Below are 25,479 nucleotides of genomic sequence, written 5' to 3'. Positions count from 1 at the left end.
GCCGAGACAAGCCCCATGACCGACGTCGCCCTCAAGTTCACCCGCGCCGAATACGCCGCCCGCCTCGCCAAGATCCGCGAGGCGATGGACGCGCGCGGCCTCGACGCGCTCATCGTCAGCGATCCCTCCAACATGGCCTGGCTGACGGGCTACGATGGCTGGTCGTTCTACGTCCACCAATGCGTCATCGTCGGTCCCGAGGGCGACCCCGTCTGGTTCGGACGCGGGCAGGACGCGAACGGCGCCAGGCGCACGACCTATCTCCGGCAGGACGACATCGTCGGCTACGCCGACCACTACGTGCAGTCCACCGAGCGCCATCCGATGGACGTGCTGTGCACCGTGCTCCAGGACCGCGGCTGGGCGCAGGGCAGGATCGGCGTCGAGATGGACAACTACTACTTCTCGGCCCAGGCCTACACGCGCCTGCTGCTCGGCATGCCCGAGGTGAAGTACGCCGACGCCACCGCGCTCGTGAACTGGCAGCGCGCGGTCAAGAGCGCGCAGGAGCTCGCCTACATGCGCCAGGCGGCGCGGATCGTGGAGCGCATGCACGCGCGCATCCTCGACGTCATCGAGCCCGGGATGCGCAAGTGCGACCTCGTCGCGGAGATCTACGACGCCGGAATTCGCGGCACGCCGGAGGTCGGCGGCGACTACCCGGCCATCGTGCCGCTGCTGCCGTCGGGCGCGGACGCGTCGGCGCCCCACCTCACCTGGGACGACAGGCCGATGAGAACCGGCGAGGGCACGTTCTTCGAGATCGCCGGCTGCGTGAACCGCTACCATTGCCCGCTCTCGCGCACGGTCTTCCTCGGTCAGCCCTCCCAGGCCTTCCTGGATGCCGAGAAGGCGACGCTCGAGGGCATGGAGGCGGGGCTCGCCGCCGCCAGGCCCGGCAACACCTGCGAGGACATCGCGAGCGCCTTCTTCGCGGTGCTGGAGCGCCACGGCATCGTCAAGGACAACCGCACCGGCTACCCGATCGGCCTGTCCTACCCGCCCGACTGGGGCGAGCGCACGATGAGCCTGCGGCGCGGCGACAGGACGGTGCTCGAGCCCGGCATGACCTTCCACTTCATGACCGGGCTCTGGCTCGAGGACATGGGCCTCGAGATCACCGAGAGCATCGTCATCACCGAGAGCGGCGTCGAATGCCTCGCGAACGTCCCGCGCGAGCTGTTCGTGAAGGCGTGAGGCCCGCCATGGCGCTTCCCGCTCCCGACCTGCCGCCCTCCCCCGTCGTCCCGACGATCGACCTCGCCGCCGACGGCGTCCGGCACGGGCACCTGCGCCTGCCCTACAGCCGCGACGATTCGGCCTGGGGCTCGGTGATGATCCCGATCTGCGTCGTCGCCGACGGGGAGGGCCCCACCGCCCTCCTGACGGGCGCCAACCACGGCGACGAGTACGAGGGGCCGATCGCCCTCTACGAGCTCGCCCGCACGCTGCGGCCCCAGGACGTGACGGGGCGCGTCATCATCCTGCCGGCCATGAACTTCCCCGCCTTCGAGGCGGGGACGCGCACCTCGCCCATCGACAAGGGCAACCTCAACCGCGCGTTTCCAGGGCGACCCGACGGCACGGTCACGCAGAAGATCGCCGATTACGTCGCGCGCGCGCTCGTGCCGCTCGCCGACGTCGTGCTCGACTTCCACTCGGGGGGCCGGACGCTCGACTTCGTCCCCTTCGCCGCCGCGCACCGCCTGCCGGACCCCGCCCAGGAGGCTGCCTGCAAGGCGGCGGTGGAGGCGTTCGGCGCGCCCTACTCCATGACCATGCTCGAGATCGACGCGGTGGGCATGCTCGACACCACCGTCGAGGCCATGGGCAAGACCTTCGTCACGACCGAGCTCGGCGGCGGCGGCACCGCCTCCGCGCGCACGGCGGCGATCGCCCGCGCGGGCGTGCGCGACCTCCTGATCCACGCCGGCATCCTGCGGGGCGCGGTCGCGCGGCGCGAGACGCGCTGGCTCGACATGCCGTCGGGCGACTGCTTCGCCTTCGCCGAGGAGGGCGGCCTCGTCGCCTTCCGGGTCGACCTCGGGGAAGCCGTGCGCGCCGGGGACGTGATCGCCGAGATCGCGCCCATCGGCCGCACCGGCGCGGCGCCCCGCCCCTATCGCGCGGCGATGGACGGCATCCTCGCCGCGCGCCACTTCCCGGGGCTCGTGAAGCCGGGGGACTGCGTGGCGGTGGTGGCGCAGATCTTGGGGTGAGCGGGACCCGCCGGCCCGCCCCCCCCCGGCGCTGGAACACCCCTCCCCCGCCCACCGTTGTGCTTCGCGCGGCGTCCCTCGCCGTGCGGAGAGCCCGGGAGCGCGGATGGACGCGATGCGGCGAGAGACGGCCGGCGCCGCAGCGGCGGTCCCGGTCCTGCGGCTGAAGGAGCGGCTGACCTACGAGCTCGGGCCGCTGATCGCCTTCTTCGTCGGCAACCAGCTCGGCGGCATCTTCGTCGGCACCGGCGTCTTCATGGCAGCCACGGTTCTCGCCCTCGTCGCGAACCTCGTGCGCGAGCGGCGCGTGCCGCTCACGCCACTGGCCTCGACCCTCGTCGTCCTCGCCTTCGGCGGCGCGAGCCTCGCCGCCGAGGAGGCCTTGATCATCATGATCCGGCCGACCGTGATGAACTGGTTCTACGCGGCGATCCTGCTCGGCGGCCTCGCCATGGGGCGGCTGGTGCTGAAGAGCGTGCTGCGCGGCTCGCTCGTGCTCGACGGGACGCGGGCCTGGCGCGTGCTGACGCTGCGCGCGAGCGCCTACCTGATCCTGCTCGGCGTTCTCAATGAGATCACCTGGCGGTTCTTTCCGGTCGACGTGTGGGTGGCGTTCAAGACCTTCGCGGTCCTGCCCGCCAACCTCGCCTTCATCGCCGCGCAGGCGCCGTTCGTGCGCCGGCATCGGCTGGCGCCGCCCGCGGCGGACGGTGGCTGAGCGCCTCGGCGAGGAAGTCCGAGAGACGCGTGTCCGTCCAGGCCATCACGCGCTCGTCGCGCAGCATGTGGTAGCCGCGCGGGTCGGCGTTGGCGGCGAGCGCAAGCGTGCGCGAGACGCGTCCCGTGATGGGCAGGCGCGTGCGCAGGTCCCGCAGGCGGTTGTTCCGATCCACCGCGAACCGGCACGAATAGAGCGAGAAGCGCACGAACTTCTTCTCCAGGTTCTGCGAATCCCACTGGTGGTAGGTGTCCTGGAAGAGATGGAAGCCCACCCGCGATCCGCCGCGGCGCAGGTCCTCGGCGATCTCGCGCGAGCGGTCCGGATCGACGTTGCGGTCGAGCGCGCCGAGGAAGATCTCGACCGGCGCGCCGGTCGTCGTCGGATCGTCGAAGCGCGGTACCGAGCAACCGTAGTAGCTCACGTGGCCGGCGAAGCGCAGCCCGTCGGCGCCGAACAGCGCGGCCATCTGGCGGTAGGCGGCGAGCACCGAGACCATGCCGCCGTAGGAGAAGCCCATCACGGCGATCCGCGCCGGGTCGACCATCGGCAGGCTCGCGAGATGCGCGAGCGCGGCGTAGGCGTCCGCCAGCATCATCGTCTCCGTGACGTGGAGCGCGCGCAGCGTGTGGTTGGAATAGGCCGCGCCGCGGCTGCCGAACGTGTCCACGGCCAGCGCCACGTAGCCCTCCTCGGCGAGCCGCTTCGCATAACGGATCTCGCGCTCGGCGATGATGCCGCCGAGCCCCGGCAGGATCACGACCGCCGGTCGGCTCTTCGCGGCCGCGACGGCGCTGGGCGTGAAGAGGAAGCCCGTCGCGGTGATCTCGGGCGCGTCGCCGCTCACCATGTCGGCGAGCGTGAAAGGGCTGCGCGTCTGGAGGGTGATCTCGGCCATCTCGTTGGATCCTCGGGCGACGCGGCTCTCGACCGCGGCCGTGTTCAACGGCCGGAGGGAACCCGTGTTCCCGCCTCGGCCTCCCGCTCGAGGCTCGCGAGCAACGCCGCGTCTCCGATGACCCGCGGCGGCTTGTTCTGGCCGCCGAGCTTGCCGCGCGCGCGCATCCAGGCCTCGAACGTGCCCCGCGGCGCGCAGATCAGCTCCGGCGCCGCGAGTTGGCCCGCGTCGCGGTGGGAGGCGTAGTCGGCGTTGGCGCGCGCGAGCGCGGCATCGAGCGCGTCGCGCAGCGCCCGGGCGTCCTCGTGGGGCGGCGCGCCCGCGACGAGCTCGATCACGAAGAGATGGTGGTCGTGCGCCGCACCCGCCGCCCGGTGCCGCGCGCCCGCCGAAACCTCGACGAGCCCGAGCCCGGCACGCGCGACGACCTCGGTCACCGCCCGGTCGATCTCAGCACCCGTGAGATGCTCGCCGAAGGCCGACAGCGTGAACGCCGTGCGCCCCGCGAAGACGATCCGCGGCGGGTCCTTCGAGACGAGCCGCACGAGATCGCCGACCTCGTAGGCCCACAGGCCGGCGTTGGTCGAGACGACGAGGGCGTAGTCGACGCCGATCTCCGCCTCCGCGAGCCCGAGCCGCTCGGGCGCGGCCGTTCCCAACGTGTCCGGACGCACGAGCTCGTAGAAGACGCCGTTGTCCACGATGAGCCGCAGGCCCGCCTCGGGCGGCCCGTCCTGGATGGCGAAGAACCCCTCGCTCGCCGGGTAGACCTCCTGGAGGCGGATGTCGGAGCCCTCGACGAGCCGGGCGAAGCGGGCGGCGTAGGGCGCGAAGGCGACGCCGCCGTGGATGACCAGCTCGAGCCGCGGCCAGTAGGCGGCGAGCCGCTCGCCGCGGGCGGGGTGGCTCGCCGCCAGCGTCTCGAAGAAGGCGAGGAGCCAGGTCGGCGTGCCGGAGACAGCCCGGATGTCCTGCGCCAGCGCGGCGGGCGCGAGTGCCGCCATCTTGCGCTCCCAGTCGGCCTCGAGCGCGAGGCGCTGCGGCGGGAAGGTGCGCAGCCGCGCGAAGGCCGGCACGGTCGCCGCCGCGATCCCCGAGAGATCCCCCGCGCGCACGCCGGGCGCGAGCGGCTCCAGAGCCGTCGAGCCGCCGAGCATGAAGCTCTTGCCGGCGAGCACGCGCGAGCCTGGACGGCGCGCGAGATGGTGGACCAGGATGTCGAGCGCCGCCCGGCGGTTCGCGGCCACCATTTCCGTGCTGACGGGGATGTACTTCGTGCGCCCGGTGGTGGTCCCCGACGACAGGGCGAAGAAGGGCATGCGCCCCGGCCAGGTCACGCCCTCGTGGACGGGGAAGCTCTCCTGCCACCAGCCGGACCACAGCTCCTCGTAGCCGCGCACCGGCACGCGGGCGCGGAAGTCCTCCGCCGAGCGGATCTGCGAAAAGCCGTGCGCGCGCCCGAAGCGCGTCTCGGCGGCGCGGGACACCAGAGCGCGCAGCGTGCGGTCCTGCGCGGCGACGGCATCCTGCCCGTCGAGCACGCGCCGTCGCCGCGCGGCCCAGAGCCTCAGGAGCGGGGTGGCGTCGAGCATGGCGCGATCGTCATGAGATGCGGAAAGTCGCGTTCGACCGCTGCCTCGCTCATCGGCAGGCGCATGGCGCGGCCCTCGCGCCAGAGGGGAAGCTGGTCGAGCATCGCCGCGCTGCCGAGCCAGCCGTCCTGGCCGCCGAGCAGCACGGCCGTGGCCGAGTCCTCCGCGCCGAGATCGCAGACGAAGCGCGCGATCGATCCGTAGAACGCTCGGTGCGGCCGGGGCACCGCCGGGTGCGCGGTCTTCATCACCGCGTCCGACGTGCCGCCGACGGGCAGGTCCGCGAAGACGAGCCGGCGGCCCACCAGCGGCAGGCCGCCGAGCACGTGCGCGAGCCGCAGGCGGTGGATGTCGCCCCAGGTGTCGTAGCGCCGCAGCTCCTTCGCGGTGGCGACGAGCGCCTTCGCGACGGCCGTGACGAGCGCGGTGCGCGGCTCGTGGAGGTCCTGCGCGATCAGCGTGCGGGCGGTGAAGAGCGCGCCGTAGAAGGCGCGCTCGGCCTGGGAATGGTAGTCCGCGCTCACGTGTGCCACGAGCAGCTCGAAGGCGAGCGCCCCGCGCGAGGTCTCGGGATACGAGCCGTCCCAGTCCACGAGGAGCGGCACCACCTCGCCGCGGGCGGAGAGCACCTCGCGCGTCGTGGGGCCGCCCTCCCCGTTCCCACGCTCCCCCGCCGCCTTGGCGAGCGCGAGCATCCGGTCGCGCAGCGCCAGCGCGCCGGGCACGGCGACGTCGCGCTGGAGCGCCGCCATCGTCTCGAGCGTGACCGGGCGCGCCTCGGCGAGCACCGAGGCGATCCGCTCGACGCGATCGACGGGCGAGTAGAAGTAGGCGAGCGGCGCGGGTCCGTCCTCCGGCCGGTCGTTGGCGGAGACGACGAAGCCGCGCGCGGGATCCCGCTCGGGCGGGAAGTCCTTCGCCGTGACGAAGCTCTCCCAATGGCTGGCGGCCTCGGGCCTGGAGATCAGGTCGGCGAGCGGCGCGTGCGGGCGGCGCGGGAGCTTGGCGGCGATCTGCTTGGCGATGCCGCCCGTCCGCTCGGCGACGACCCAGTTCTGGCCCGGCACCGCCATCCCGTCCGCCGCCTCGCGGAAGTCCTCGAAGCTCCTCGAACGGTTGAGCGCCAGCATCGAGGAGAGCTCGTCGGAGGGCTCGTGCCCGACCCAGCGCAGAGCGTAGGTCGCGCCCATCGGCACGGCGTCGGAGATGATCGGGCCGTAGCGGCTCGTGCGGATCACGACCGTCTCCTCGCCGCCGCCGCGCACGCGGATCGTCTCGGAGCGCGAGTCGAACGGCTCGTAGCGCAGGTCCGAGAGGTCGAAGAGGTCGGAGGAGGCCGTGTGCGGCGCGGTCCCGCCCCAGGCGAGGTCCGGGTTGCGGCCGAAGGCCGTGAAGGGCAGGCCCGGCAGCTGGAAGCCGACGCAATGATGGGAGGGCGAGCGGTAGCCCGCGCAGAGCCAGATGTTCGGCACCGAGATCGGCAGGTGCGGATCGCCCGCGAGCAGCGCCGAACCGGTGGCGCTGCTATCGGCATGGACCGCCCAGGCGTTCGACCCCTTCAGCGCGCCACCGAGCGCGCCGGCGAGCATCGTCTCGAGGTCGAAGCCCGCGAGGTTGGCGATCGAGCCCGTGCCGTTGGCGAGGAGCTTGTCCCACAGGTCGGGCCAGCCGGGCTCGCGCCGCAGCGGCACGAGGCGTAGCCAGACGAGCCAGTTGACGTCCGCCACCGCCGCGCGGCCCACCGCCATCACGTCGGCGGGCGTCCAGCGTTCGCGGCCGAGCCCGAGCATGGGGAAGTCCGGCGGGTCCTCGGGCGCGGTGTCGACGACGTGGTTGATCCCGTCGACGAAGCCCTCGAGCCATTGCGTCGTCTCGGGCGGCTGCATGGCGAGGATGCCGGGCACCGCCCGCGCGATCCCGAGCGTGCGCAGCGCCCGGTCGACGTCGATCGCCGCCGGCCCCGCCATCTCGGCGACGCGACCCCTGGCGACCTTGCGCAGCACCTCGAGCTGGGTGAGCCGCAGATGGGCGTGGATGGCGCCGAGCGCGACCGCGCAGTCACGGTCGCTGCGCGCCGTGATCCAGGGCACGAGGTGGTCGTTCCAGCGGATCTCGACGGGCCGTGCCACCGGCAGCCCGTCCGCGGGGAACATAGCGAGCCGCGCGTCCCGGTCGCGCGGGCGCAGGCGCCCCGCAGCGAGGACCGCGCGCGCGAGCATGGAGAAGGATCGCGCGAGGCGCAGGGCGTGAGCGATCTTGGACACGGCGGAGCAACGGTGGCGACGGCGCGGCGGTTCCCCAAGGCAAGAAGCACGTTCTGGCTGTGGCGTGCGGCCTGGTGCGCGACTATGATCTGGGTCCCAGCCCGAGGATACCGCAATGACCGCCGCCCCCGACGTCGACGCGCCGTTCGCCGAGGACGAGCTCGCCGTCGTGCGCCGCGCCTTCGCGCGCCAGATGATGAGCCATGCCCACCGGCCCCACCCCGCGCTTGAGGCGGCCTTCGCCGCCGAGCCGCGCGAGCGCTACCTCGGCCCGCCTCCCTGGCGGATGGCCTCGCCCGGCGGCTATCGCGACGTGCCGTGCACGGACCCGGTGGTGCTCTACCAGGACGGCCTGTTCGCGCTCGCCGAGGCGCGGCGGGTGAACAACGGCAGCCCGTCGCTGCACGCCCGCTGGCTCGCCGCGCTCGCGCCGATGCCGGGCGAGCGCGTGCTGCACGTGGGCGCGGGCACCGGCTACTACACCGCCCTCCTCGCCCGCTGCGTCGGCGAGAGCGGCAGGGTGCTGGGAGTCGAGGTCGACCCGGTCCTCGCGGAGACGGCGCGGGTAAACCTCGCGCACCTGCCGCAGGCGCGGGTCGTCGCCGGCGACGGAGCGCGCTTCCCGAAGGAGGGGGAGGAGGTCGACGTCGTCTATGTCAACGCCAGCGTCGAGCGTCCGGCAGCCGCCTGGCTCGATCGGCTAACAGCCGGGGGGCGCATCCTCTTCCCGCTTGGCGTTCCGGGAGAGGACCGGCCGGGGAGCCGCCTCGCGAGCACGGGGATCGGCATCGGCCTGCTGGCGCGGCGCCGCGGCGCGGGAGACGGCATCCTCGCCGCCCGGGCGATCGGCCCCGCGCAGTTCGTACGGGCCCAGAGCGACGGCGGCGCGCTCGCCGCGACGACCGACGAGTGCATGGCGCTCCAGCGCGCGCTGAAAGGGGGCGGCGCGGAGTTCGTGCGCAGCCTGCGCTGGCGCATCCCGCCCTCGGCGACCGGCACCTGGCACGCGGGGCCGGACTGGTCGCTCTCCTACGAGGAGCCAGGTCGTGCCGAGCCCTGAGAGCGGCCTCGACGCCGACGCATTCGCCTGCCGCTTCCCGGCGGCGCGGAACTCTGGCAGAACATCCCCATGAACGCGCCCCCTCGCATCGCCCGCCGCAAGTCGGTCTGCCCGCACGATTGCCCCTCCACCTGTGCGCTGGAGGTGGAGGTTCTCGACGCACGCACGATCGGGCGCGTCCATGGAGACCCGACGCAGAGCTACACCGCCGGCGTCATCTGCGCGAAGGTCGCGCGCTACGCCGAGCGCATCCACCATCCGGACCGGCTGACGCATCCGCTGATCCGCACCGGCGCCAAGGGCGCGAACGGGGGCGCGGGCGCCTTCCGGCGGGCGACGTGGGACGAGGCGCTCGACCTCGTGGCCGAGCACTTCCTCGCGGCGGAGGCGGCGCATGGCCCGCAGGCCGTGTGGCCGTACTACTACGCCGGCACGATGGGCCTCGTGATGCGCGACGGCATCCACCGCCTGCGCCACGCCAAGCGCTATTCCGGCATGTTCTCCACCTTCTGCACGAACATGGCCTGGACCGGCTTCATCGCCGGGACGGGCCGGCTCGCCGGTCCGGACCCGCGGGAGATGGCGAAGGCGGACTGCGTCGTGATCTGGGGCACCAACGCGGTGCACACGCAGGTCAACGTGATGACCCACGCGATCCGCGCCCGCAAGGAACGCGGCGCGAAGATCGTCGTCGTCGACGTCTACGACAACGCCACGATGAAGCAGGCGGACGTGAAGCTGCTGCTGCGCCCAGGGACGGACGGCGCGCTCGCCTGCGCGACGATGCACGTCCTCTTCCGCGACGGCCTCGCGGACTGGGAGTACCTGCGCCGCTGGACGGACTGCCCGGACGACCTCGCCGCCCATCTCGCGACCCGCACGCCCGCCTGGGCCGAGGCGATCACCGGCATCCCGGCCGCCGAGATCGAGGCCTTCGCCCGGCTCGTCGGCGAGACGAAGCGCACCTACTTCCGGCTGGGCTACGGCTTCACCCGCCAGCGCAACGGCGCGGTGAGCATGCACGCGGCGTCCTGCATCGCCGCCGTCACCGGCGCCTGGCAGGTCGAGGGCGGCGGCGCCTTCCACAACAACGGCGCGATATACCATTGGGACAAGTCGCTGATCGAGGGCCACGACCTGCGCGACCCGTCGGTGCGCATGCTCGACCAATCCCAGATCGGACGCGTGCTCACGGGCGACGCCGAGGCCCTGTGCGGCGGCCCGCCGGTGACGGCGCTCTTCATCCAGAACTCGAACCCGGTCTCGGTCGCGCCGGAGCAGGAGCTGGTCAAGCGCGGCTTCGCGCGCGAGGACCTCTTCACCGTCGTGCACGAGCAGTTCCTCACCGAGACTGCCGCCCATGCCGACGTGGTGCTGCCGGCGACGATGTTCCTCGAGCACGACGACCTCTACCAGGGCGGCGGGCACCAGCACATCCAGCTCGGGCCGAAGATCGTCGAGCCGCCGGGGGAGTGCCGCTCGAACCACGAGGTGATCTGCGCGCTGGCCGAGCGTCTCGGCGCGACGCATCGCGGCTTCTCGATGAGCCCGCGGGAGATGATCGACGAGACGCTGTCGTCGTCCGGCTGGGGATCGCTCGCGGCGCTGGAGGAGGCGGCCTTCAACGACGTGCAGCCGCCCTTCGAGACCGCCCACTACCTCGACGGCTTCGCCTGGCCCGACCGCAAGTTCCGCTTCCGGCCCGACTGGTCGCGCGTCCCCGCCCCCAACGCGGGGACGATGGGGCCCTGGGCGGAGATGCCCGCCCTCCCCGACCATTGGGCCGTCACCGAGGAGCCGACGGAAGAATACCCGTTCCGCCTGGCGACGAGCCCGGCACGGCACTTCCTCAACTCGACCTTCACCGAGACGCCGACCTCCAAGGCCAAGGAGGAGCGTCCGACCGTGATGATCCACCCGGCGGACGCGGCCGCGAACGGGATCGCCGAGGGCGCCTGGGTCGCGCTCGAGAACGCACGCGGGCGAGTGCTGGTCGTCGCGCGCCTGTTCGAGGGAGTCCGCCGCGGCGTGCTGATCGCCGAGGGAATCTGGCCGAACGCCGCGCATCCGGACGGGCGCGGCATCAACACGCTGTCGGGCGCCGACCAGGTCGCGCCCTACGGCGGCGCGGCGTTCCACGACATCAGGGTGCGCGTGGGGGCGGCGTGAAGGCTGTCATCCCGGATTGCGAAGCAAGTCCGGGACCCAGAACCACAGGTGTCGGATGAGCGTCCGCGAAGCGCGCGCGTCCACGAACGCTGCCGGAGGCGTCGAGGAACGCTGCCGGAGGCGTCGAGCGCCGCGGCGTACACGCCGCTCGACAGGCACCTGTGGCTCTGGGTCCCGGACTGCCTTCGGCATCCGGATGACGGGCCGCCCTCAATACTCGATCTCGTAGCCCACGCCCACCGAGGAGCGGCCGTCGGCGCCGACCGCGCCCTGGAAGCGCAGGCGGTCGGTGAGGTCGATGTCGAGCGAGACCCCGGTGTCGTCCGGGCGGGCGCCTGCGCGGATGCCCAGGCGGACGTTGTCGGCGATGTAGCGGCCGACGCCCACCGTCGGCCCGCCCTCCCCGGCCGAGATGTCGAGGCTGTCGACGCCCAGGCTCTTGCGGATCTCCTCGAAGACGCCCGCGCCGCCACCGGCGAGGCTCGCCACGCCCTGCGCCAGCTGGAGCGCCTGCCCGGCCGACAGTCCGCCCGCGGCGCGGCCGAAGAGAATGCGCGAGAGGATCTCGTCGTCGGGCAGGTCCGGCGTGGAGGAGAGCTCGAAGCGCGGCGCCGTCGCGGGACCGCGCACGGCGATCTGCGCGGTGATGCCCTCGGCGCTGGTCTGCGCGACGAGGTCGAGCGACGGGATGAGGGAACCCTCGAAGGTGAGGCGCCCGCGGGTGAAGTCGAGCCGCTGGCCCAGGATGTCCAGCCGCCCGCGGCGCAGGTCGAAGGCGCCGAGCGCGATCGGGTCGCTGGTCGTGCCGGTGAGCCGCAATTGCCCGCCGAGCTCGGCGTTGACTCCCCGCCCGCGGACGAAGATCTGGTTCTGCGCATTCACAGTCAGGTCGAGGCGCGCGTCGAACGGCGCCCCGCCGGCGCCCGCCTCGCGGGCCGCCCGCTCCCGCGCCAGCGCGAGCCGCGCCGCCGCCTGCGGAGGCGGGTCGACGTGCTCGGTCCCCGGGAGGGGCTCCAGCGTGGTCGGCAGCGTGTCGGGGATGGTGACGTCGAGGGTCGTGAGATCGACTCGGCCGGCGATCGTCGGCGTCGTTGCGAGCGGGCCGGTCACGTCGAGGTCGAGATCGGCGACCGCGGTGAGCAGGTCCGAGCTCAGGAGCTGGGCGTCGCGGCCGGTGATCGTCAGGGTCGCGGGGAAGCCGCCGCGCAAGCCGACGCTTCCGCCGACGGACAGCGTGCCGCCGTTCGGCGTGCGCGCCGTCAGGTCGGCGATGCGCACCGTGTCGCCCTCGGCGCTGACCCGCCCGGAGATGTCGGTGAGCGCGATGCCACGCAGGTCATCGCGGAACGCCCCGCCCGACAGCGCGGCCCCGCCGGTGATCCGCGGATCCGCGAACGTGCCGCCGACGTCGAGGTCCACCTGCGCCTGCCCGCCGACGCGCTGGCCGGGATCGAGGAAGCGAGACAGCGGGTCGAGGCTCACGGGTCCGCTGACCGCGAGGTCGATCGTGCCCGACGGGTCGAGCGGCACCGAGCCGTCGACCGAGAGCGTGCCGAGCGGCGGCGCGGCGATGCTGGCGTCGACCGTCGCCCGATCGCCGGTGAGGCGGCCGGTGGCGGTCACGTCGATCGCGTCGATGCCGGCGTCGCGCGCCTGCGCGAGCGAGAGCCCGTCGACGTCGAGGCTGTAGCTTCCCGTCGGCGCCTCGAAGGTGCCGCCGAGATCGGCCGAGCCCGAGAGCGTGCCGGAGATGTCGAGGTCGGGCGCCGCCGCCCGGGCGAGCGCGAGCGGGATGGCGCGCGCCGTGAAGTCGAGGTCGATCGTGCCGGACGGATCGAGCGGGACGGAGCCCGACACGGCGAGCCGGCCACCGCCGACCGCGAGGGTGGAGTCGACGGTCGCCCGCTCCCCCGTGAATGCGCCTCGCGCCTCCAGGTCGACGCCCGGGAGGCCGGCGTCGCGCAGCTGCGGTACGGAGAAGCCGGAGACGGAGAGGTCGTACGCCCCCTCCGGAGCCGCCGGCGTGCCCGACACGTCGACGGTGCCGTTCACGACGCCCGCGATTCCGAGATCGGGCACGAAGATCTCCGCCGCCGAGAGCGGCAGGTCGGCGATCCGCGCCTCGAGGTCGAGCGCCTCGCCCAAGGTCCCGTCGACCGCGATGGTGCCCCCGTCCGCCCGCAGCTGCAGGCCGTCGATCGCGACCGCGCCGTCGGCGATCGTGACGGAGGCCTCGTCGGCGAGGACGATGCTGCGCCCGTCGCGGGTGGCGCTGAACTCGGAGAGCGCGATCGTGATCGCATCGCCCTCCGGCACGAGCCGACCGTCCGCATCGAGGTCGAAGCCCTGCGCGGTGGCGGAGGCCGTGAAGGCCGTCTCCTGAGGCGTGCCGTCGAAGGCGAGGCCGACGCTCTCGAATGTCTGCCCCCCGGCGACGAGCCGCTGCGCCCGCACCGCGCCGTTCAGCACCGGGTTGCGGAAGAGGTCGCGGGCCCGCAGATCGACGAACACGTCGGACAGAGCAACGTCGCCGACCCGGAGCGACGAGCCCTCCGCCATGATGTCCGCGTTCTGCCCGCCGTCCTCGACGGCGAGCGAGACGTCCGCCTCGAGCGCCCCGCCGAGCTCGGTGAGCAGCAGCGGCGCGAGGTCGGAGAGATCGCCGGCGTCGAGGCGGATCTCGCCCGCCGCGAGGCCGGCGTCGCCGACGGCGAGGTCGCCGGCGAGATCGACCGAGCCGATCGCCAGGTCGAGGCCGTCGAGCGCGAGCCCGCCGCCGTCGGTGCGCCGGAGACGTGCCGTGCCCTCAGCGGCCTCGCCGGCGACGCTGCCGGAGAGCGCGATGTCCGCGTCGAGATCGCCGGTGACGTCCTGGGCGGCGAGCCTGAGGTCGAGCCGCTCGATCGGCCGGTCCATGGCGACGACGTCGCGCAGCGAGACGGTGGCGGCAACGTTTGGCGTCGCGAGCGAGCCCGTCAGCCGCGCCTGCGCCGTCGCGCGCCCGGCGTCGATGCGCGCGTCGAGGGGTGCGAGCGTGGGGATCGTGACGTCGAGCGTCAGGTCCGCGTCCTCGTCCGTCGCCCGCCCGTCGGCGACGAGCATGAGGTTCGCGCCGTCGAGCATCAGGTTGGTGAGGCCGAACCCGCCGGGAATCCGCTGCGCCGTGCCCGACAGGGTCGCCGTGTCGCCGACGAGGCCGTCGATCGCCGCGATGCCGCTCTCGAAGCCGCCGAGCGTGCCGTCGAGCTGCGCCGTGATCTGTTCCGCGGCCGGATCGCCGACGAGGCGCGCCGAGACGTCCGCCGAGCCGGCGAGGTCGAGCCCGGTGAGGCGCGAGAAGGCCTCGAGACCGGGGATGGCGGCGTCGAGCGTGCCGTCGAGATCGCTGGCGCCGAGGCGCCCCTGGAAGGTCGCCGAGGCGGTCTGCGTCTCGATCGCCGCCGTCTCGACGTCGGCGACGCCCTCGGCGCTCACCGCGCCGCGCGCGACGACCGACAGGCTCGGGCCGATCGCGTCCTGGAGCGCCTCATCGGCGAAGGCGAGGCCCTGCGCGGCGGCATCGACGTCGAAGGAGAAGCGGGTGGGCGGATCGTCGGTGCCGACGGGCGCCGAATCCACCGTCAGGTCGAGGCTGTCGAGGGATACGACGGGCGTCGCGACGTCACGCGCGACGATTTCGCCGTCGATCCGAGGAGCTTGCACCGATCCGTTGACGGAAAGGTCGAGCGCCAGCTCGCCGATGCGCGCGCGGCCCGCCTCGGTGACGCCGCCCTCCGTCGGCAGCGCCCGGCCCTGTACGGCCAGGTCGAGCGCGCCCTGCGGCCCGATCGCGCCGCCGACGGTCAGCTCGGCCACCGGCGAGGCGAGGCGGACACCCTCCAGCGCGATGCGGCCGGAATCGCCCACCGTCACGTCGCCGGAGAGCTGCGTCGTGCCCTCGAAGATCGGCGCCACCGCCTCCGGTAGGAGACCGGCGATGCGCGCGGCGAGGTCGAGATCGAGGGCGTAGGCGCCGTCGACGCGCTGCACCGTCGCGCGCCCGTCCGCGCCGATCGTCGGACCGGCCTCGAAGTCGAGGTTCGCCGCGAAGTCCGCGAGCGGGCCCTCTCCCTGGAGCGTGAGCCGCACCGGCGGCAGGCCCGGCAGGTCGGCGATGCGCGCGACGAGCCCGCCGGCGGGCTCGTCGAGCGTGACGTCGAGGGCGAGCGTGTTCGCCACCGGCTGGTAGGCGACGTCCGCGCTGAAGGTGCCCGGCTCGTCGAGCCGCTGGGCCTCGAAGTCGAGGGTGATCCCCTCCTCGGGATCACCGATGCGCGTCGACCCCTCCGCGGAGAGTCTTGCGGCGGTGCCGAGCACCGGCTCACCCAGCACGAGCTCCTCCAGCGCGAAGCGATCGACGTCGACCTCGAGCGGCAGCTCGGGGAAGAGCGGCCCTTCCTCCACGTCCCCCTCGTCGACGTCCTCGCCCGGCACGGGCAGGCGCTCCACCGTCAGCGTGCCGAGCGTCAGCTCGTTCACCTCGAGCCTGCGCTGGAAGATCAGCGCGGAGCGGTTCCAGTCGATCGTGGCGCGGTCGAGCGAGAGCCAGACGCCCTCCCCGTCCGAGATCCGGATGTCGCGGATCGTCGCCTCCGACGACAGCGCGCCCTCGACCGAGCCGATGGAGATCTGCTGGGTCGGGGTCGAGAGCAGGTTCGAGATCAGCCCCGCCAGCACGCCCTGGTCCTCCTGCGCGCGCAGCGCCGAGGTCGCGAGGAGCCCGCCCGCGAGGGTGGTCCCGATCAGGGCGAGCGAGAGGAGAACCGTGCGCGTGCGCATCATCAGAAGGCCTGCCCGATGCCGAGATAGAGCCCGAACGCGTCGTCTCCCTCCTCGGGGTTGAGCGGGAAGGCGATGTCGGCGCGCAGCGGCCCGATCGCCGTGTGGTAGCGAAGCCCGATGCCGGCGGCGAAGCGCAGCTCCTCGTCGAAGCTCGGGTAGCTCTCGCGGAAGGCCGAGCCGGCGTCGACGAAGGGGACGATGCCGATCGTGTCGGTGACGCGCAGCCGCGCCTCTACCGAGGCCTCGAACAGCGAGCGGCCGCCGATCGGCTCGGCGCCGATCCGCGGGCCGAGGCTGCGGTAGGCGTAGCCGCGCACGGACCCGCCGCCGCCCGCGTAGAAGCGCCGGTTCGCCGGCACCTCGTTCAGCTCCGCCCCGGCGATCGAGCCGACCTCGACGCGGGCGGCGATGACCCAGCGCTTCAGCGCGTCGAGCGGCAGGTAGACCGAGCCCTCGGCGAGCGCATAGGTGAAGCCGGTGCTCGAGCCGAAGGCCTCGAGATAGGGCGTCACGCCGGCGCGCAGGCGATAGCCCTCGCGCGGGTCGAGCCGCGAGTCGCTGCCGTCGAGCTCGGCCGAGAGCGGCAGGCCCACCAGCGTGTAGTCGTACTTTCCGAGTACATCCGTGCCGCGCCCCGTCTCGTACTCGACGCCGGCCTGGACGTTGAAGCCGTCGCCGAAGCGGTGGCGGATCCCGGCGGTGACGTTCACGAGCTCCGCGGTGTAGCCCGCCGTGCGATCGCGCGAGACGAACGCGTCCGCCAGGAAGTCGTTGCGGGTGCCCCACAGCGCCGGCTTCATGAAGCTCGCCGAGACCTTGCCGCCGACGTCGTCCCACCACTCGTCGCCATTGCGCTGCGTGCGCGCCCCGGTCTGGGTGAGGTAGAGCGCGGTGGCCTCGAGCCGAAGCCGCTCGGCCCCGCCGAAGAGGTTGCGGTGCGCCCAGTAGATCGACGCCGCCGGCCCGTCGGCGGTGGAATAGCTCGCCGAGACGCCGAAGAGGCGCTTCAGGCGCTCGGAGACGACGACCTCGAGCGGCAGGTCGCCATTCGGATCGAGTGCCTCGGCCTCGCGGATCCGCACCGACGAGATCGCCTCGATCCGGCCGATCGAGCGGCGGATGGAGGCGAGCGCCTCGGGCGAGTACGGATCGCCCGGCTCGGTGTAGATGAAGGAGCGGATGACGGATTCGGGCACGTCCTCGTTGCCGCCGACCGCGATCGGCCCGATACCGGCCACGGGTCCCGGCTCGACCCGGATCGTCAGGTCGAGCGCCCGCTCGGGGTGGACCACCACCGGGTCGATGCCGGCGATGGCGGCGAGCGGGCGCGAGGCGGCGCGATAATAGTCGACGATGTCGGCCTGGGCGGCGAGGATCGCGGCGCTCGCCGCCTCGTCCCCCGGCTCGAGCGCATAGACGCCCTCGGGCAGCGCGAGCGGCGTGCCGTCGGGACCGAGCACGCGCAGCGCGCGCACGCGGAAGACGTTGCCCGGCTCGATCAGCACGCGCACGGGGACGAGCTCGGCGCCCCGGTAGCCGCGTGCGGCGGCAGCGGCCGCCGCGGCGTTCTCGCCGCGGATGGTGAGCGGCACGCCGGCCACCTCGATGCGCACGCTCGCATTGTAGTAGCCGAGCCCCCAGAGGGCGTCGATGAAGGGCACGAGGTCGCTCTGCGCCCGGCGCACGAGCGCCTCCGCGTCCGGCGGCGGGTCGGCGCGCAGGCGGTAGAGCGTGGAGACGGTCTCGAAGGCGTCGTCGATGTCGACGTCACCCTCCACGGCGATGTCGAGATCGTAGGGCAGCGCGTCCGCGCTGGGCGCGGGCGGCTCCTCGTCGCCACCGCCGAAGAGGCCGAAGAAGTCGAACTGCGCGAGAGCCGGCGTCGCCGTCAGCCCCAGCGAAACCGCGACGAGCAAGGCGAGCGCCGCTTTCGTCGTCCTCCGCTCGTCCTGGTTCCGCAACGCCATACACGTCCCCGCAGCGATCGGCGCTCATCCACGCGCCGCAGCCGGTTATAAGGTCGCCCGCTCCCCCGTGAACCCCGAGATCAGCACGAAACCCTCGTCGTGGCAATTACGCATCATAGGGCGGGAATTCTGTCCTGTCCCGCCTTCGAGCTGCGACCGATCGCGTCACGGCCGTGCCCGCGCATGAAGCTGCGATGAGCCGCCACGTTCTTTTCGCAGGATGGCCGGAGCGCATCGAGGCGCGAGCGGCAGTCAGCCCGCCCGCCGCATCTCCTCGTGCCCCGCGGCGGTGGCCAGAGGCGAGCCGTCCGGATGACGATGGGGAAAGCCGATCGTCCACCGCGTCCCGGGGCGATCTCCTCGCCCCGCCATCGATGTCGCCGCCCTCCCGCCGAGCGCGGCGACCATCGAGCGGACCAGGAGGCCTCCCAAGCCACCGGCATCCTCCGTGGGGAGCCCGCGGCCGTCGTCGGCGACCTCGAGCATCACAGCGCCCTCGCGCGTGCGCAGCGACACCGTTATGCGGCCCGTGCCGTCAGGAAAGGCGTGCTTGAGCGCATTCGTGATCAGCTCGTTGGCGATGATGCCGAGCGCGACGGCGTCCGCACCGCGCAGGTCGACGGGCTCGCAGGCCAGATCGAGGACGACACCCTCAGCGACCAGGATCTCCCGTACGTCCTCCACGATCGCGGCGAGATAGGCCTGCGCATCGACATGCGCCGAGCCGGCCTCGATCCGCAACCGACGCTGCGCGGACGCGATCCCGAGGATGCGGCGGTGGGCTCGTTCCAGCGCGGCTCTCACCCGCTCGTCGTCCGACTTCAGCGCCTCCAGCAGCAGGAACGAGGAGACCATGGAGAGATTGTTGCCGACCCGGTGCCCGAGGTCGCGCAGCAGATGCTCGATGCGCGCACGCTCGACCTCGAGCTCGCGCGTCCGCTCGTCCACGCGACGCTCCAGGTCCCGGTTGGCGGCGTCGAGGCGCGCGGCGAGGCGTTGCTCCTCGCGAAGTCCCGAGATCGTCACGAGCACGGCGACGCCGCCGACACCGACGATCGCGAGCATCAGCAGGGCGCGGAACACGCCGGCATCTCGCTCGCGGCCCGCGAGGATTCGATTCTCCTCCTCGTCGATCGACGTGACGATGTCGAAGATCCGCGCCGACGTCCGGCGGATCTCGTTCCTGCGCACGGCCTCCGCGGCCGCGGCCGCACCCTCGGCCTCGAAGACCTCGACGGCCGCCGCGAGCTGGGCGTCCCGCTCGTCCACGAGTGCGAACAGGTCGTCGACGGCCCGGCTCTCGATGGCGTTGCGCGCCACGACGTCCCGAACCGTGTCGGCGAGCCCGTCCAGCTTCGCCCGCGCCTCGTTGGCGTCCGCGAGATATTCTCGATCCCGGGTCAGGATGTAGGCACGCTGCGCCCGCTCCGCCTCGATGACGGCCCGATGCAGCCGCTCGATCGAGCTGCGAGCCTCGAGCGACGCGCGGACGCGGTCTTCCGCCCACGAATTGACGAACACCATCGCCGCCGCGATGCAGGCCACGGCGACGAACGCGGCGAGCCAAGTATGGCGGAGACGCGAGGCACCATCGCGGCCGTGCATCGCGACCTCCGAATCAATGGTGGGGATCACATGATCTCACGTCCGCGGCGGCCGACAAGCACTTCGTCACTCGGCCGGTCGCGTGCCGTCGACGCGGCGCGGTCGCGACGGCATCGCTAATCCACGTAGACTTGGCGCGGCCCGTCGAGCGCAGCCGCGTCGACGGCGGGTTCGATGTCGGCCGGCTCGAGATGGCCGAGCATCGGGGCCGCCTCGTGCCACTGCGCGCAGCTTTCGTCGGCGCAACGCAGCAGGGTGCAGATCCCCTTGGTCGGAAGCTCGTAGAAGCGCCCACCGCCACATCGGCGGCACGTCAGAAGCCGCGGGCGCGGGGGGTCCGAACCCGGCAGCTTCACCGGGACGGATCGGGCGAGAAGGTCGCGTAGGGGGCGAAGGCGGAGGGGCATCGTCTCGACGGAGTTGCGCGGGCGAACGACGCGGCGCGTCGCCCGCTCGCGGTGGAGCCTCAGGTCTGCGGATCGCCGACCACTTCCGGCGTCGTGCGAACCACGTTGAAGTTCCGGACGGTCCGGTCGCGTTCGTAGCGGACCGAGGTCACGGCACCGTCGCGGCAGTTCACGCGGATCGCCTTCGGCGAGAGGCGGTCGGTGCCGAACGTCATCGGCAGCACGAGGGCGCCGTCGTTCATCGCGACCTCGTTCGCCGCCGTCAGCGTGGGGTCGAAGCCGAGGGACACGGGCTCGGCCGCCGTCAGCTCCACGGGCCCGTACGTGACGAGGACCGTCGGAGCCGCTTCCCGTGACGTGCGCAGCGGCAGCGCGAAATTCACCGGCGCGCCGCATCCCTGTTGGGTCACCGTGGTGAGCTCGGGTCTCGCCGCGTTCGATGCGAGAGACCACGTCGCGAAAACAGCGACGGCGGGAACGATGATCGCACCGGCGATCAGCTTGGGGCTCATCGACGACAGCATGCATACCTCCTCGATGTGAGTCAGCTCCTGGGTGCGGCCTCGACCGCGGCCGAGACCTCGATCGCGACCTGGCGCAGGATCTCGGGGTCCATGTCGGCGATCACGCTGTAGGCGAGCGTGCGCCCCTGCCAGTATCCCGCCGTGAGGTCCTCGACCTCGACGAGCGTGATCTCGTCCTGCTCGACCGTGTCGGCACCGGCGAAGTACACGCTCAGGCGCGAGCCGCGGACGTCCTCGTAGACGATCTGCGCGAGCGGCCCCTCGTCCGCGACGAGCAGGCGACCGCCCACGAGACTCAGCCCGACCGCGGCGAGGTCCGGCACGAGGACGTCGGCACCGAGATGACGCTCCAGTCGCTCGACGAGCTCGGCGCGAGCGGATGCGGGCACCTCCACCCGGCTGGTCGTCTCGAGGACGTCGTGCGCACGGATCGCCGCCTCGACGACCGGCGGGACACGCCAGGGGACGATCCCCTGGAGCACGGGATAGGTCGCCACACCCGCCACGAAGGCGGCTGCCGACGCGACGAGAAGCGCCGCGATCGGGCGTACGCCCCTCCTGCGAAGCCGCCCCGAGAGGCGCCGCTCGAGATCGTCGATCGCCGGGGACGGCTCGGCCACGTCGTCCGTCGCGAGCGCGGAGCGCAGGAGCTGGTCGTTGCGGGCATAATCGGCCAGGCGGGCGCGCGTTCGCTCGTCCCGTTCGAGGAACGCCTCGATTCGCGCCGCGTCCGCGGAGCCGAGCTCGCCGTCGAGCCAGCGATGGAGGTCGGCTTCGGTCGGCTCATCGGACATCACGCCCTCCCACGATCTGCAGGGAGGCAGCCCCGGGCCGCTGCAGCGCGCGCCTCAGTGCCTCTCGCGCCCGTGCGAGGCGCGACATCAGGGTTCCCACGGGAACTTCCAGGACGCGTGCGGCCTCCTGGTACGACATGCCCTCGACCGCGACGAGGTGGAGCGCGGCCCTCTGCTCGTCGGGCAGTCGCGCGACCGCGTCGAGGACGGCACGCAGCTCGAGCGAATCGTCCTGCGGCGCGGGGACTTCGTCGTCCGAAGGATGGAGCAGCGCCGCCCTGCGCAGCCGCAGCTTGCGCTGCTCGCCGACGTGGAGATTGTGCAGGATCCGGAAGAGCCAGGGGCGGACCGGCAGCCCGGGCTTCAGGGTCGACGCGTTCGCGATCGCGCGTGCCAGGCATTCCTGCACGAGATCGTCCGCGGCGTCGCGCGAGCGGGTCAGCTGGAGCGCGTAGCGCCGCAGGCTTCGTACGTGTGCCGTGATCTCCGAGGCGTCGCCCATCGAGCCCGTCCGTCGTTGCTCTCGAAGGCAATTACGCACGGACAGCGATCTTAATCCCTCGCCGCTCGAAAAATCGACGGAGCGGGCCGCGTGACCTCTCGAGGGTCGCACCCAAGGCGGATGGTCAATGCCCCCGCTCGCCGATGAAGCGTCGGCGGATCTTGGCCGATACCCAGTCGATCACCGCGATGACGACGAGCACGTTGATCACCACGAAGGCCACCTGATCGAAGAGGCCGGCGCGGAAGCGCTCGATGATGACCATGCCGACGCCGCCGGCGCCGACGAGGCCGAGGATCGTCGCCGAGCGGGTGCTCGACTCGAAGGAGTAGAGCGACAGCGAGATGAACACCGGCAGGATCTGCGGCAGGATGCCGTAGCGGATCGTGCGCACGCCGTCCGCGCCGGTGGAGGTGACGCCCTCGACCTGCTTCCTGTCGATGTTCTCGATCGCCTCGGAATAGAGCTTCGCCAGCGTTCCGGTGTCCGAGACGAAGATCGCGAGCACGCCCGCGAGCGGGCCGAGCCCGACGGCGCGCACGAAGACGAGGCCCCAGATCACCTGGTCGACGCCGCGCAGCACGTCGAGCACGCGGCGCGTCGCCTGGCGCGGCAGGAACAGCGGCATCGTGTTGCGCGCCGCCGCGAAGGCGATGAAGAGCGCGAGGATGGTCGCGAGCAGCGTGCCCAGGAAGGCCATCGCGATCGTCTCCGCGATGCCCGTGTAGATCTGGGCGTACATCCAGGTGTCCATGCCCTGCCAGACGAACATGCGCGTGATCATGCGCAGGGCGTTCTCGGAGGACGCGAACAGCTTCCAGAACTCGAACAGCCACAGCGAGTAGAGCAGGTAGCCCAGGATCACGGCCCACGAGCCGACGACGAGGGCGCGCCTGCGCGGGTCGCCGAAGGCCTTCGGGTTGTCGGCGCGCGCCGCCTCGATCTCGGCGGGACCGATGGCGGCGAGGGTGAACGTCCTCATTTCAGGTTCTCCAGCCCGATGAAGGCGTGGCGTACGCGCTCGGAGATCAGGTCGATGCAGGTCACGGTCAGCACGACGAGGATCAGCACGGCGAGCACGCGGTCGTCCGAGAAGAAGCTGATCACGTGGTTGAGCTCGGCCCCGATCCCGCCCGCGCCGACGAAGCCGACGATCGAGGAGGCGCGCACGTTGATCTCGAAACGCAGCAGCGTGTAGGAGGCGAAGTTCGGCAGGACCTGCGGCAGGATGCCGTAGCGCACCTCCTCGAACCATGTGCCGCCCACCGAGCGGATGCCGTCGACGGGGCGCATCGAGGCGTTCTCGTTCACCTCCGCGAAGAGCTTGCCCAGCGCGCCGGCGGTGTGGATCGCGATGGCGATGACGCCGGCGAGCGGCCCGATGCCGACCGCGAAGACGAGGACGAGGGCATACAGGATCTCCGGCACGCCACGGAAGACCTCGAGCAGGCGCCGGCAGGCGACGCCGACCCATCCCTTCGGCGCGAGGTTGCGCGCTGCGGGGAAGCAGAGCGCGAAGGCCGCCGCGGCGCCGAGGATCGTCGCCGTGATCGCCATCAGGATCGTCTCGAAGATGAGGCGCAGGTACTTGTCGAGGTCCGAGTACCAGAACGTCAGCGAACCGGGCACCGCACGCCCGTCCTCGCCGCGGGGCAGGAAGAGCTTGTCCCATTCGAGGCCGGGCAGGATCGTGCCGAAATACTCGAAGATGCGCGGCACGCCCTGCGCCAGCCGCTCCGGGAAGAAGCGTGAGACGTCGATCGACCAGGCGAGCATCGCGAGGAAGAGCGCCAGGAACAGGAGGTTCGTCCACATCTTCTGGCGGATCAGCGCCTTGCGATGCGTCTCGAACAGGGCGACGGCGTCGGGTGCGTCCGGCCCGGCGGCGGAGGAGGCGAGCGCGTGCGCGGACATCGCGTCAGCCCACGGCCGCGGCACGCACGGGCGCCGGCGCCGGCCGCGAGTGACCGCCGAGCGACGTCGAGGTCAGGCCCTCCTGGAAGGCCTCGCCCGCTTCGGCGCCGTAGATCTCGCGGGCGGCTTCGTCGGTGAGCTCGTACGCGGCGCCGTCGAACACGACGCGCCCGCCCTGCATGCCGATGATGCGGTCGCAATAGGCGCGCGCCGTGTCGAGCGTATGCAGATTGCAGATGACGGTGAGGCCGTCCTCGACGTTGATGGCGCGCAGCGCGTCCATCACGACCTTGGCGTTGAGCGGGTCGAGTGAGGCGATCGGCTCGTCGGCGAGCAGGATCTCCGGCTCCTGGACGAGCGCGCGGGCGATGGCCACGCGCTGCATCTGTCCGCCCGCGAGCGTATCCGTCTGCTGGAGCGCCGTGTGCGCCATGCCGAGCCGATCGAGCGCACGGATCGCGAAGGCGCGCTCGCGGGCAGAGAACATCTGCAGCATGGAGGAGACGAGGCCGTGCTCGTGCAGGCGCCCGGTCATCACGTTGGTGATGACGTTCAGCCGCCCGACGAGGTTGAACTGCTGGAACACCATGGCGCAGTCGGAGCGCCACTTGCGCAGCGCCGCGCCCTCGAGCTTCGCGACGTCGACGCCCTTGTAGAGCAGCGCGCCGCCGGAGGGGTCGTTCAGCCGGTTGATCATGCGCAGGAGCGTCGACTTGCCCGCGCCGGAGCGCCCGATGACGCCGACCATCTGACCCTGGGGAATGGTCAGGGTGACCGCGTCGACGGCGACGTTGGAGTTGAAGCGCTTCGTGAGCGCCTTGAATTCGAGCATGACGTCCTCGCGGGGTGGTGGGCTCGGGCCGGTTGTGCACGCACCGGACGAACGCGACGGACCCCCGCTCGCGGCGAGGGTCCGTCCCGTCGGATACGACGATCAGCGCGAGCCTTCGAGCTCCGCGCGGCGCATGGCGACCACGCCCTCGAAGAAGGAATGGTCGACCGGCGCCCAGCCCTGGCCGTCGCCGAAGGAGACGCTGACGTAGCAGTCGCGATCGGTCTCGTGCTGGGTGGCGAGGTAGTCGACGACGATCTCGCGCACCTCGGCCGGGATGTCCTTGCGCAGGACCGCCGGGCCGTTCGGGATCAGGTTCGACTCCCAGATGATGCGCAGGTCGGCCATGTTCAGCAGGCCGTTGTCGATCATGCGACGCAGGTTGCCGCGGGTGTAGCCCTCGGCCGAATCGCCGATGCCGGAGACCCACGTGACGCCCGCGTCGTACTGGCCGTTGAGCACGGCGGTGACCGCCTGCTCGTGCCCGCCGCCGAAGCCGACGTTGGAGAAGTACGCCTCGTCGTCGATGCCCTGCGCCTGCAGCTCGGCGCGCGGCACGAGATACCCGGAGGTCGAGTTCGGGTCGGCGTAGGCGAGGGACTTGCCCTCGAGCTCGGCGAGCGAGGTGATGCCGCTGTCGGCACGCACGTACATCACCGACTTGTAGCCGAGCGACCCGTCGGCCTCGGCGCCGACGAACACCGGCTCCACCGCCTCGGGATCCTGCAGGTAGATGCCGGCATAGGCCGAGGCACCCAGGAACGACATCTCGAGCTGGTCGGCGAGCAGGCCCTGCATCACGCCGGCGTAGTCCGGCGCCGGGAACAGCTCGACGGGAACGCCGAGGCGCGAGCCGAGCGACTCGATCAGGCACTCGTTGTTGCGCAGGCGGTCCGCCTCGTTCTCGCCGCCGAGCAGGCCGATGCGGAACACGGGGAGATCCTGCTTCCAGTCCTGGGCGAAGGCGGGAGCGGCGGCGACGAGCGCGACGGCGGCGGCCGTGCCGGCGAGAAGGGTGCGGAACATGGAGGTCGTCTCCGATCCTGTAGAACGTGCGGGATAGCGGCGCTCAACGCCGCGCGATCACGCTCTATTGGGGCTCGGTAACAGTTTTTTGACGACTATACTTAGTGGTCTAACGTTTTCGCTTCATTTGCCGGCGTATTGCATTATCGCAGGTGGCGTCGTCTCGC

The 25,479-nt window shown here is 72.1% G+C and carries 18 protein-coding genes; 5 read left to right on the top strand and 13 right to left on the bottom strand.

From position 1 onward, the window contains the following. The first annotated feature begins 15 nt into the window (after nt 1-15). The 3 genes from doeA to ACTZWW_RS02385 all read left to right on the top strand — a co-directional run bounded on the left by doeA (nt 16) and on the right by ACTZWW_RS02385 (nt 2,937). Nucleotides 16-1,197 (top strand): ectoine hydrolase DoeA, encoded by a 1,182-nt coding sequence (gene doeA, locus ACTZWW_RS02395; protein ID WP_444779333.1) that lies wholly within the window; start codon nt 16-18, stop codon nt 1,195-1,197. An 8-nt stretch (nt 1,198-1,205) separates the two neighbouring features. Next, complete coding sequence (gene doeB, locus ACTZWW_RS02390) at nt 1,206-2,219, top strand: N(2)-acetyl-L-2,4-diaminobutanoate deacetylase DoeB (RefSeq protein WP_444779332.1); 1,014 nt, start codon at nt 1,206-1,208, stop codon at nt 2,217-2,219. A 115-nt stretch (nt 2,220-2,334) separates the two neighbouring features. Then, nucleotides 2,335-2,937, top strand: a complete 603-nt coding sequence (locus tag ACTZWW_RS02385) for an inner membrane-spanning protein YciB (RefSeq protein WP_444779331.1) — start codon at nt 2,335-2,337, stop codon at nt 2,935-2,937. On the opposite strand, the gene ACTZWW_RS02380 is transcribed toward ACTZWW_RS02385, so the two are convergent. The 3 genes from ACTZWW_RS02380 to ACTZWW_RS02370 are packed head-to-tail and all read right to left on the bottom strand — an operon-like array spanning nt 2,870 to nt 7,691. Next, entirely contained in the window at nt 2,870-3,835 is a 966-nt protein-coding gene (locus tag ACTZWW_RS02380) for a dienelactone hydrolase family protein (RefSeq protein ID WP_444779330.1), read from the bottom strand. The two genes, ACTZWW_RS02385 and ACTZWW_RS02380, sit on opposite strands and share 68 nt — an antisense overlap. A gap of 44 nt (nt 3,836-3,879) precedes the next feature. Continuing rightward, nucleotides 3,880-5,427, bottom strand: a complete 1,548-nt coding sequence (locus ACTZWW_RS02375) for a GH3 family acyl-acid amido synthetase (protein ID WP_444779329.1) — start codon at nt 5,425-5,427, stop codon at nt 3,880-3,882. After that, a complete protein-coding gene (locus ACTZWW_RS02370) occupies nt 5,403-7,691 on the bottom strand; it encodes a penicillin acylase family protein (RefSeq protein ID WP_444779328.1) in 2,289 nt (762 codons plus the stop codon). The genes ACTZWW_RS02375 and ACTZWW_RS02370 overlap by 25 nt, the downstream gene beginning before the upstream one ends. A gap of 115 nt (nt 7,692-7,806) precedes the next feature. Here ACTZWW_RS02370 and ACTZWW_RS02365 point away from each other — a divergent pair, with 115 nt between their 5' ends. Both ACTZWW_RS02365 and ACTZWW_RS02360 read left to right on the top strand, forming a co-directional pair. Then, entirely contained in the window at nt 7,807-8,751 is a 945-nt protein-coding gene (locus ACTZWW_RS02365) for a protein-L-isoaspartate O-methyltransferase family protein (RefSeq protein ID WP_444779327.1), read from the top strand. A gap of 69 nt (nt 8,752-8,820) precedes the next feature. Further along, the gene (locus tag ACTZWW_RS02360; RefSeq protein WP_444779326.1) at nt 8,821-10,920 is read left to right on the top strand and encodes a molybdopterin-containing oxidoreductase family protein; all 2,100 of its coding nucleotides are present in this window, start codon (nt 8,821-8,823) and stop codon (nt 10,918-10,920) included. A gap of 210 nt (nt 10,921-11,130) precedes the next feature. On the opposite strand, the gene ACTZWW_RS02355 is transcribed toward ACTZWW_RS02360, so the two are convergent. The 10 genes from ACTZWW_RS02355 to phnD form a co-directional block, all read right to left on the bottom strand. Then, entirely contained in the window at nt 11,131-15,741 is a 4,611-nt protein-coding gene (locus tag ACTZWW_RS02355; RefSeq protein ID WP_444779325.1) for a translocation/assembly module TamB domain-containing protein, read from the bottom strand. Continuing rightward, entirely contained in the window at nt 15,741-17,708 is a 1,968-nt protein-coding gene (locus ACTZWW_RS02350; RefSeq protein WP_444779324.1) for an autotransporter assembly complex protein TamA, read from the bottom strand. Before ACTZWW_RS02350 ends, ACTZWW_RS02355 begins: the two co-directional genes overlap by 1 nt. A gap of 252 nt (nt 17,709-17,960) precedes the next feature. After that, nucleotides 17,961-19,313, bottom strand: a complete 1,353-nt coding sequence (locus ACTZWW_RS02345; RefSeq protein ID WP_444779323.1) for a sensor histidine kinase — start codon at nt 19,311-19,313, stop codon at nt 17,961-17,963. Nucleotides 19,314-19,779: 466 nt separating this feature from the next. Continuing rightward, nucleotides 19,780-20,244 (bottom strand): hypothetical protein, encoded by a 465-nt coding sequence (locus tag ACTZWW_RS02340; protein ID WP_444779322.1) that lies wholly within the window; start codon nt 20,242-20,244, stop codon nt 19,780-19,782. Between the two features lie 20 nt (nt 20,245-20,264). Further along, entirely contained in the window at nt 20,265-21,038 is a 774-nt protein-coding gene (locus ACTZWW_RS02335) for an anti-sigma factor family protein (RefSeq protein WP_444779321.1), read from the bottom strand. Then, the gene (locus tag ACTZWW_RS02330) at nt 21,028-21,540 is read right to left on the bottom strand and encodes a sigma-70 family RNA polymerase sigma factor (RefSeq protein WP_444779320.1); all 513 of its coding nucleotides are present in this window, start codon (nt 21,538-21,540) and stop codon (nt 21,028-21,030) included. The genes ACTZWW_RS02335 and ACTZWW_RS02330 overlap by 11 nt, the downstream gene beginning before the upstream one ends. Before the next feature lie 124 nt (nt 21,541-21,664). Next, on the bottom strand, nt 21,665-22,522 hold the full coding sequence (phnE, locus tag ACTZWW_RS02325) for a phosphonate ABC transporter, permease protein PhnE (protein ID WP_444779319.1): 858 nt from the start codon (nt 22,520-22,522) through the stop codon (nt 21,665-21,667). Further along, on the bottom strand, nt 22,519-23,454 hold the full coding sequence (gene phnE, locus ACTZWW_RS02320; protein ID WP_444779318.1) for a phosphonate ABC transporter, permease protein PhnE: 936 nt from the start codon (nt 23,452-23,454) through the stop codon (nt 22,519-22,521). The genes phnE (ACTZWW_RS02325) and phnE (ACTZWW_RS02320) overlap by 4 nt, the downstream gene beginning before the upstream one ends. A gap of 4 nt (nt 23,455-23,458) precedes the next feature. Beyond that, nucleotides 23,459-24,286 (bottom strand): phosphonate ABC transporter ATP-binding protein, encoded by an 828-nt coding sequence (phnC, locus tag ACTZWW_RS02315; protein ID WP_444779317.1) that lies wholly within the window; start codon nt 24,284-24,286, stop codon nt 23,459-23,461. Between the two features lie 102 nt (nt 24,287-24,388). Beyond that, on the bottom strand, nt 24,389-25,312 hold the full coding sequence (gene phnD, locus ACTZWW_RS02310; RefSeq protein ID WP_444779316.1) for a phosphonate ABC transporter substrate-binding protein: 924 nt from the start codon (nt 25,310-25,312) through the stop codon (nt 24,389-24,391). Nucleotides 25,313-25,479 lie beyond the last annotated feature (167 nt).

Source organism: Salinarimonas sp. NSM (genome assembly GCF_052380005.1).
GTDB lineage: Bacteria > Pseudomonadota > Alphaproteobacteria > Rhizobiales > Beijerinckiaceae > Salinarimonas.
The sequence above is the reverse complement of the archived record's forward strand: the minus strand, read 5'-3'. Positions and strand labels throughout refer to the sequence as shown.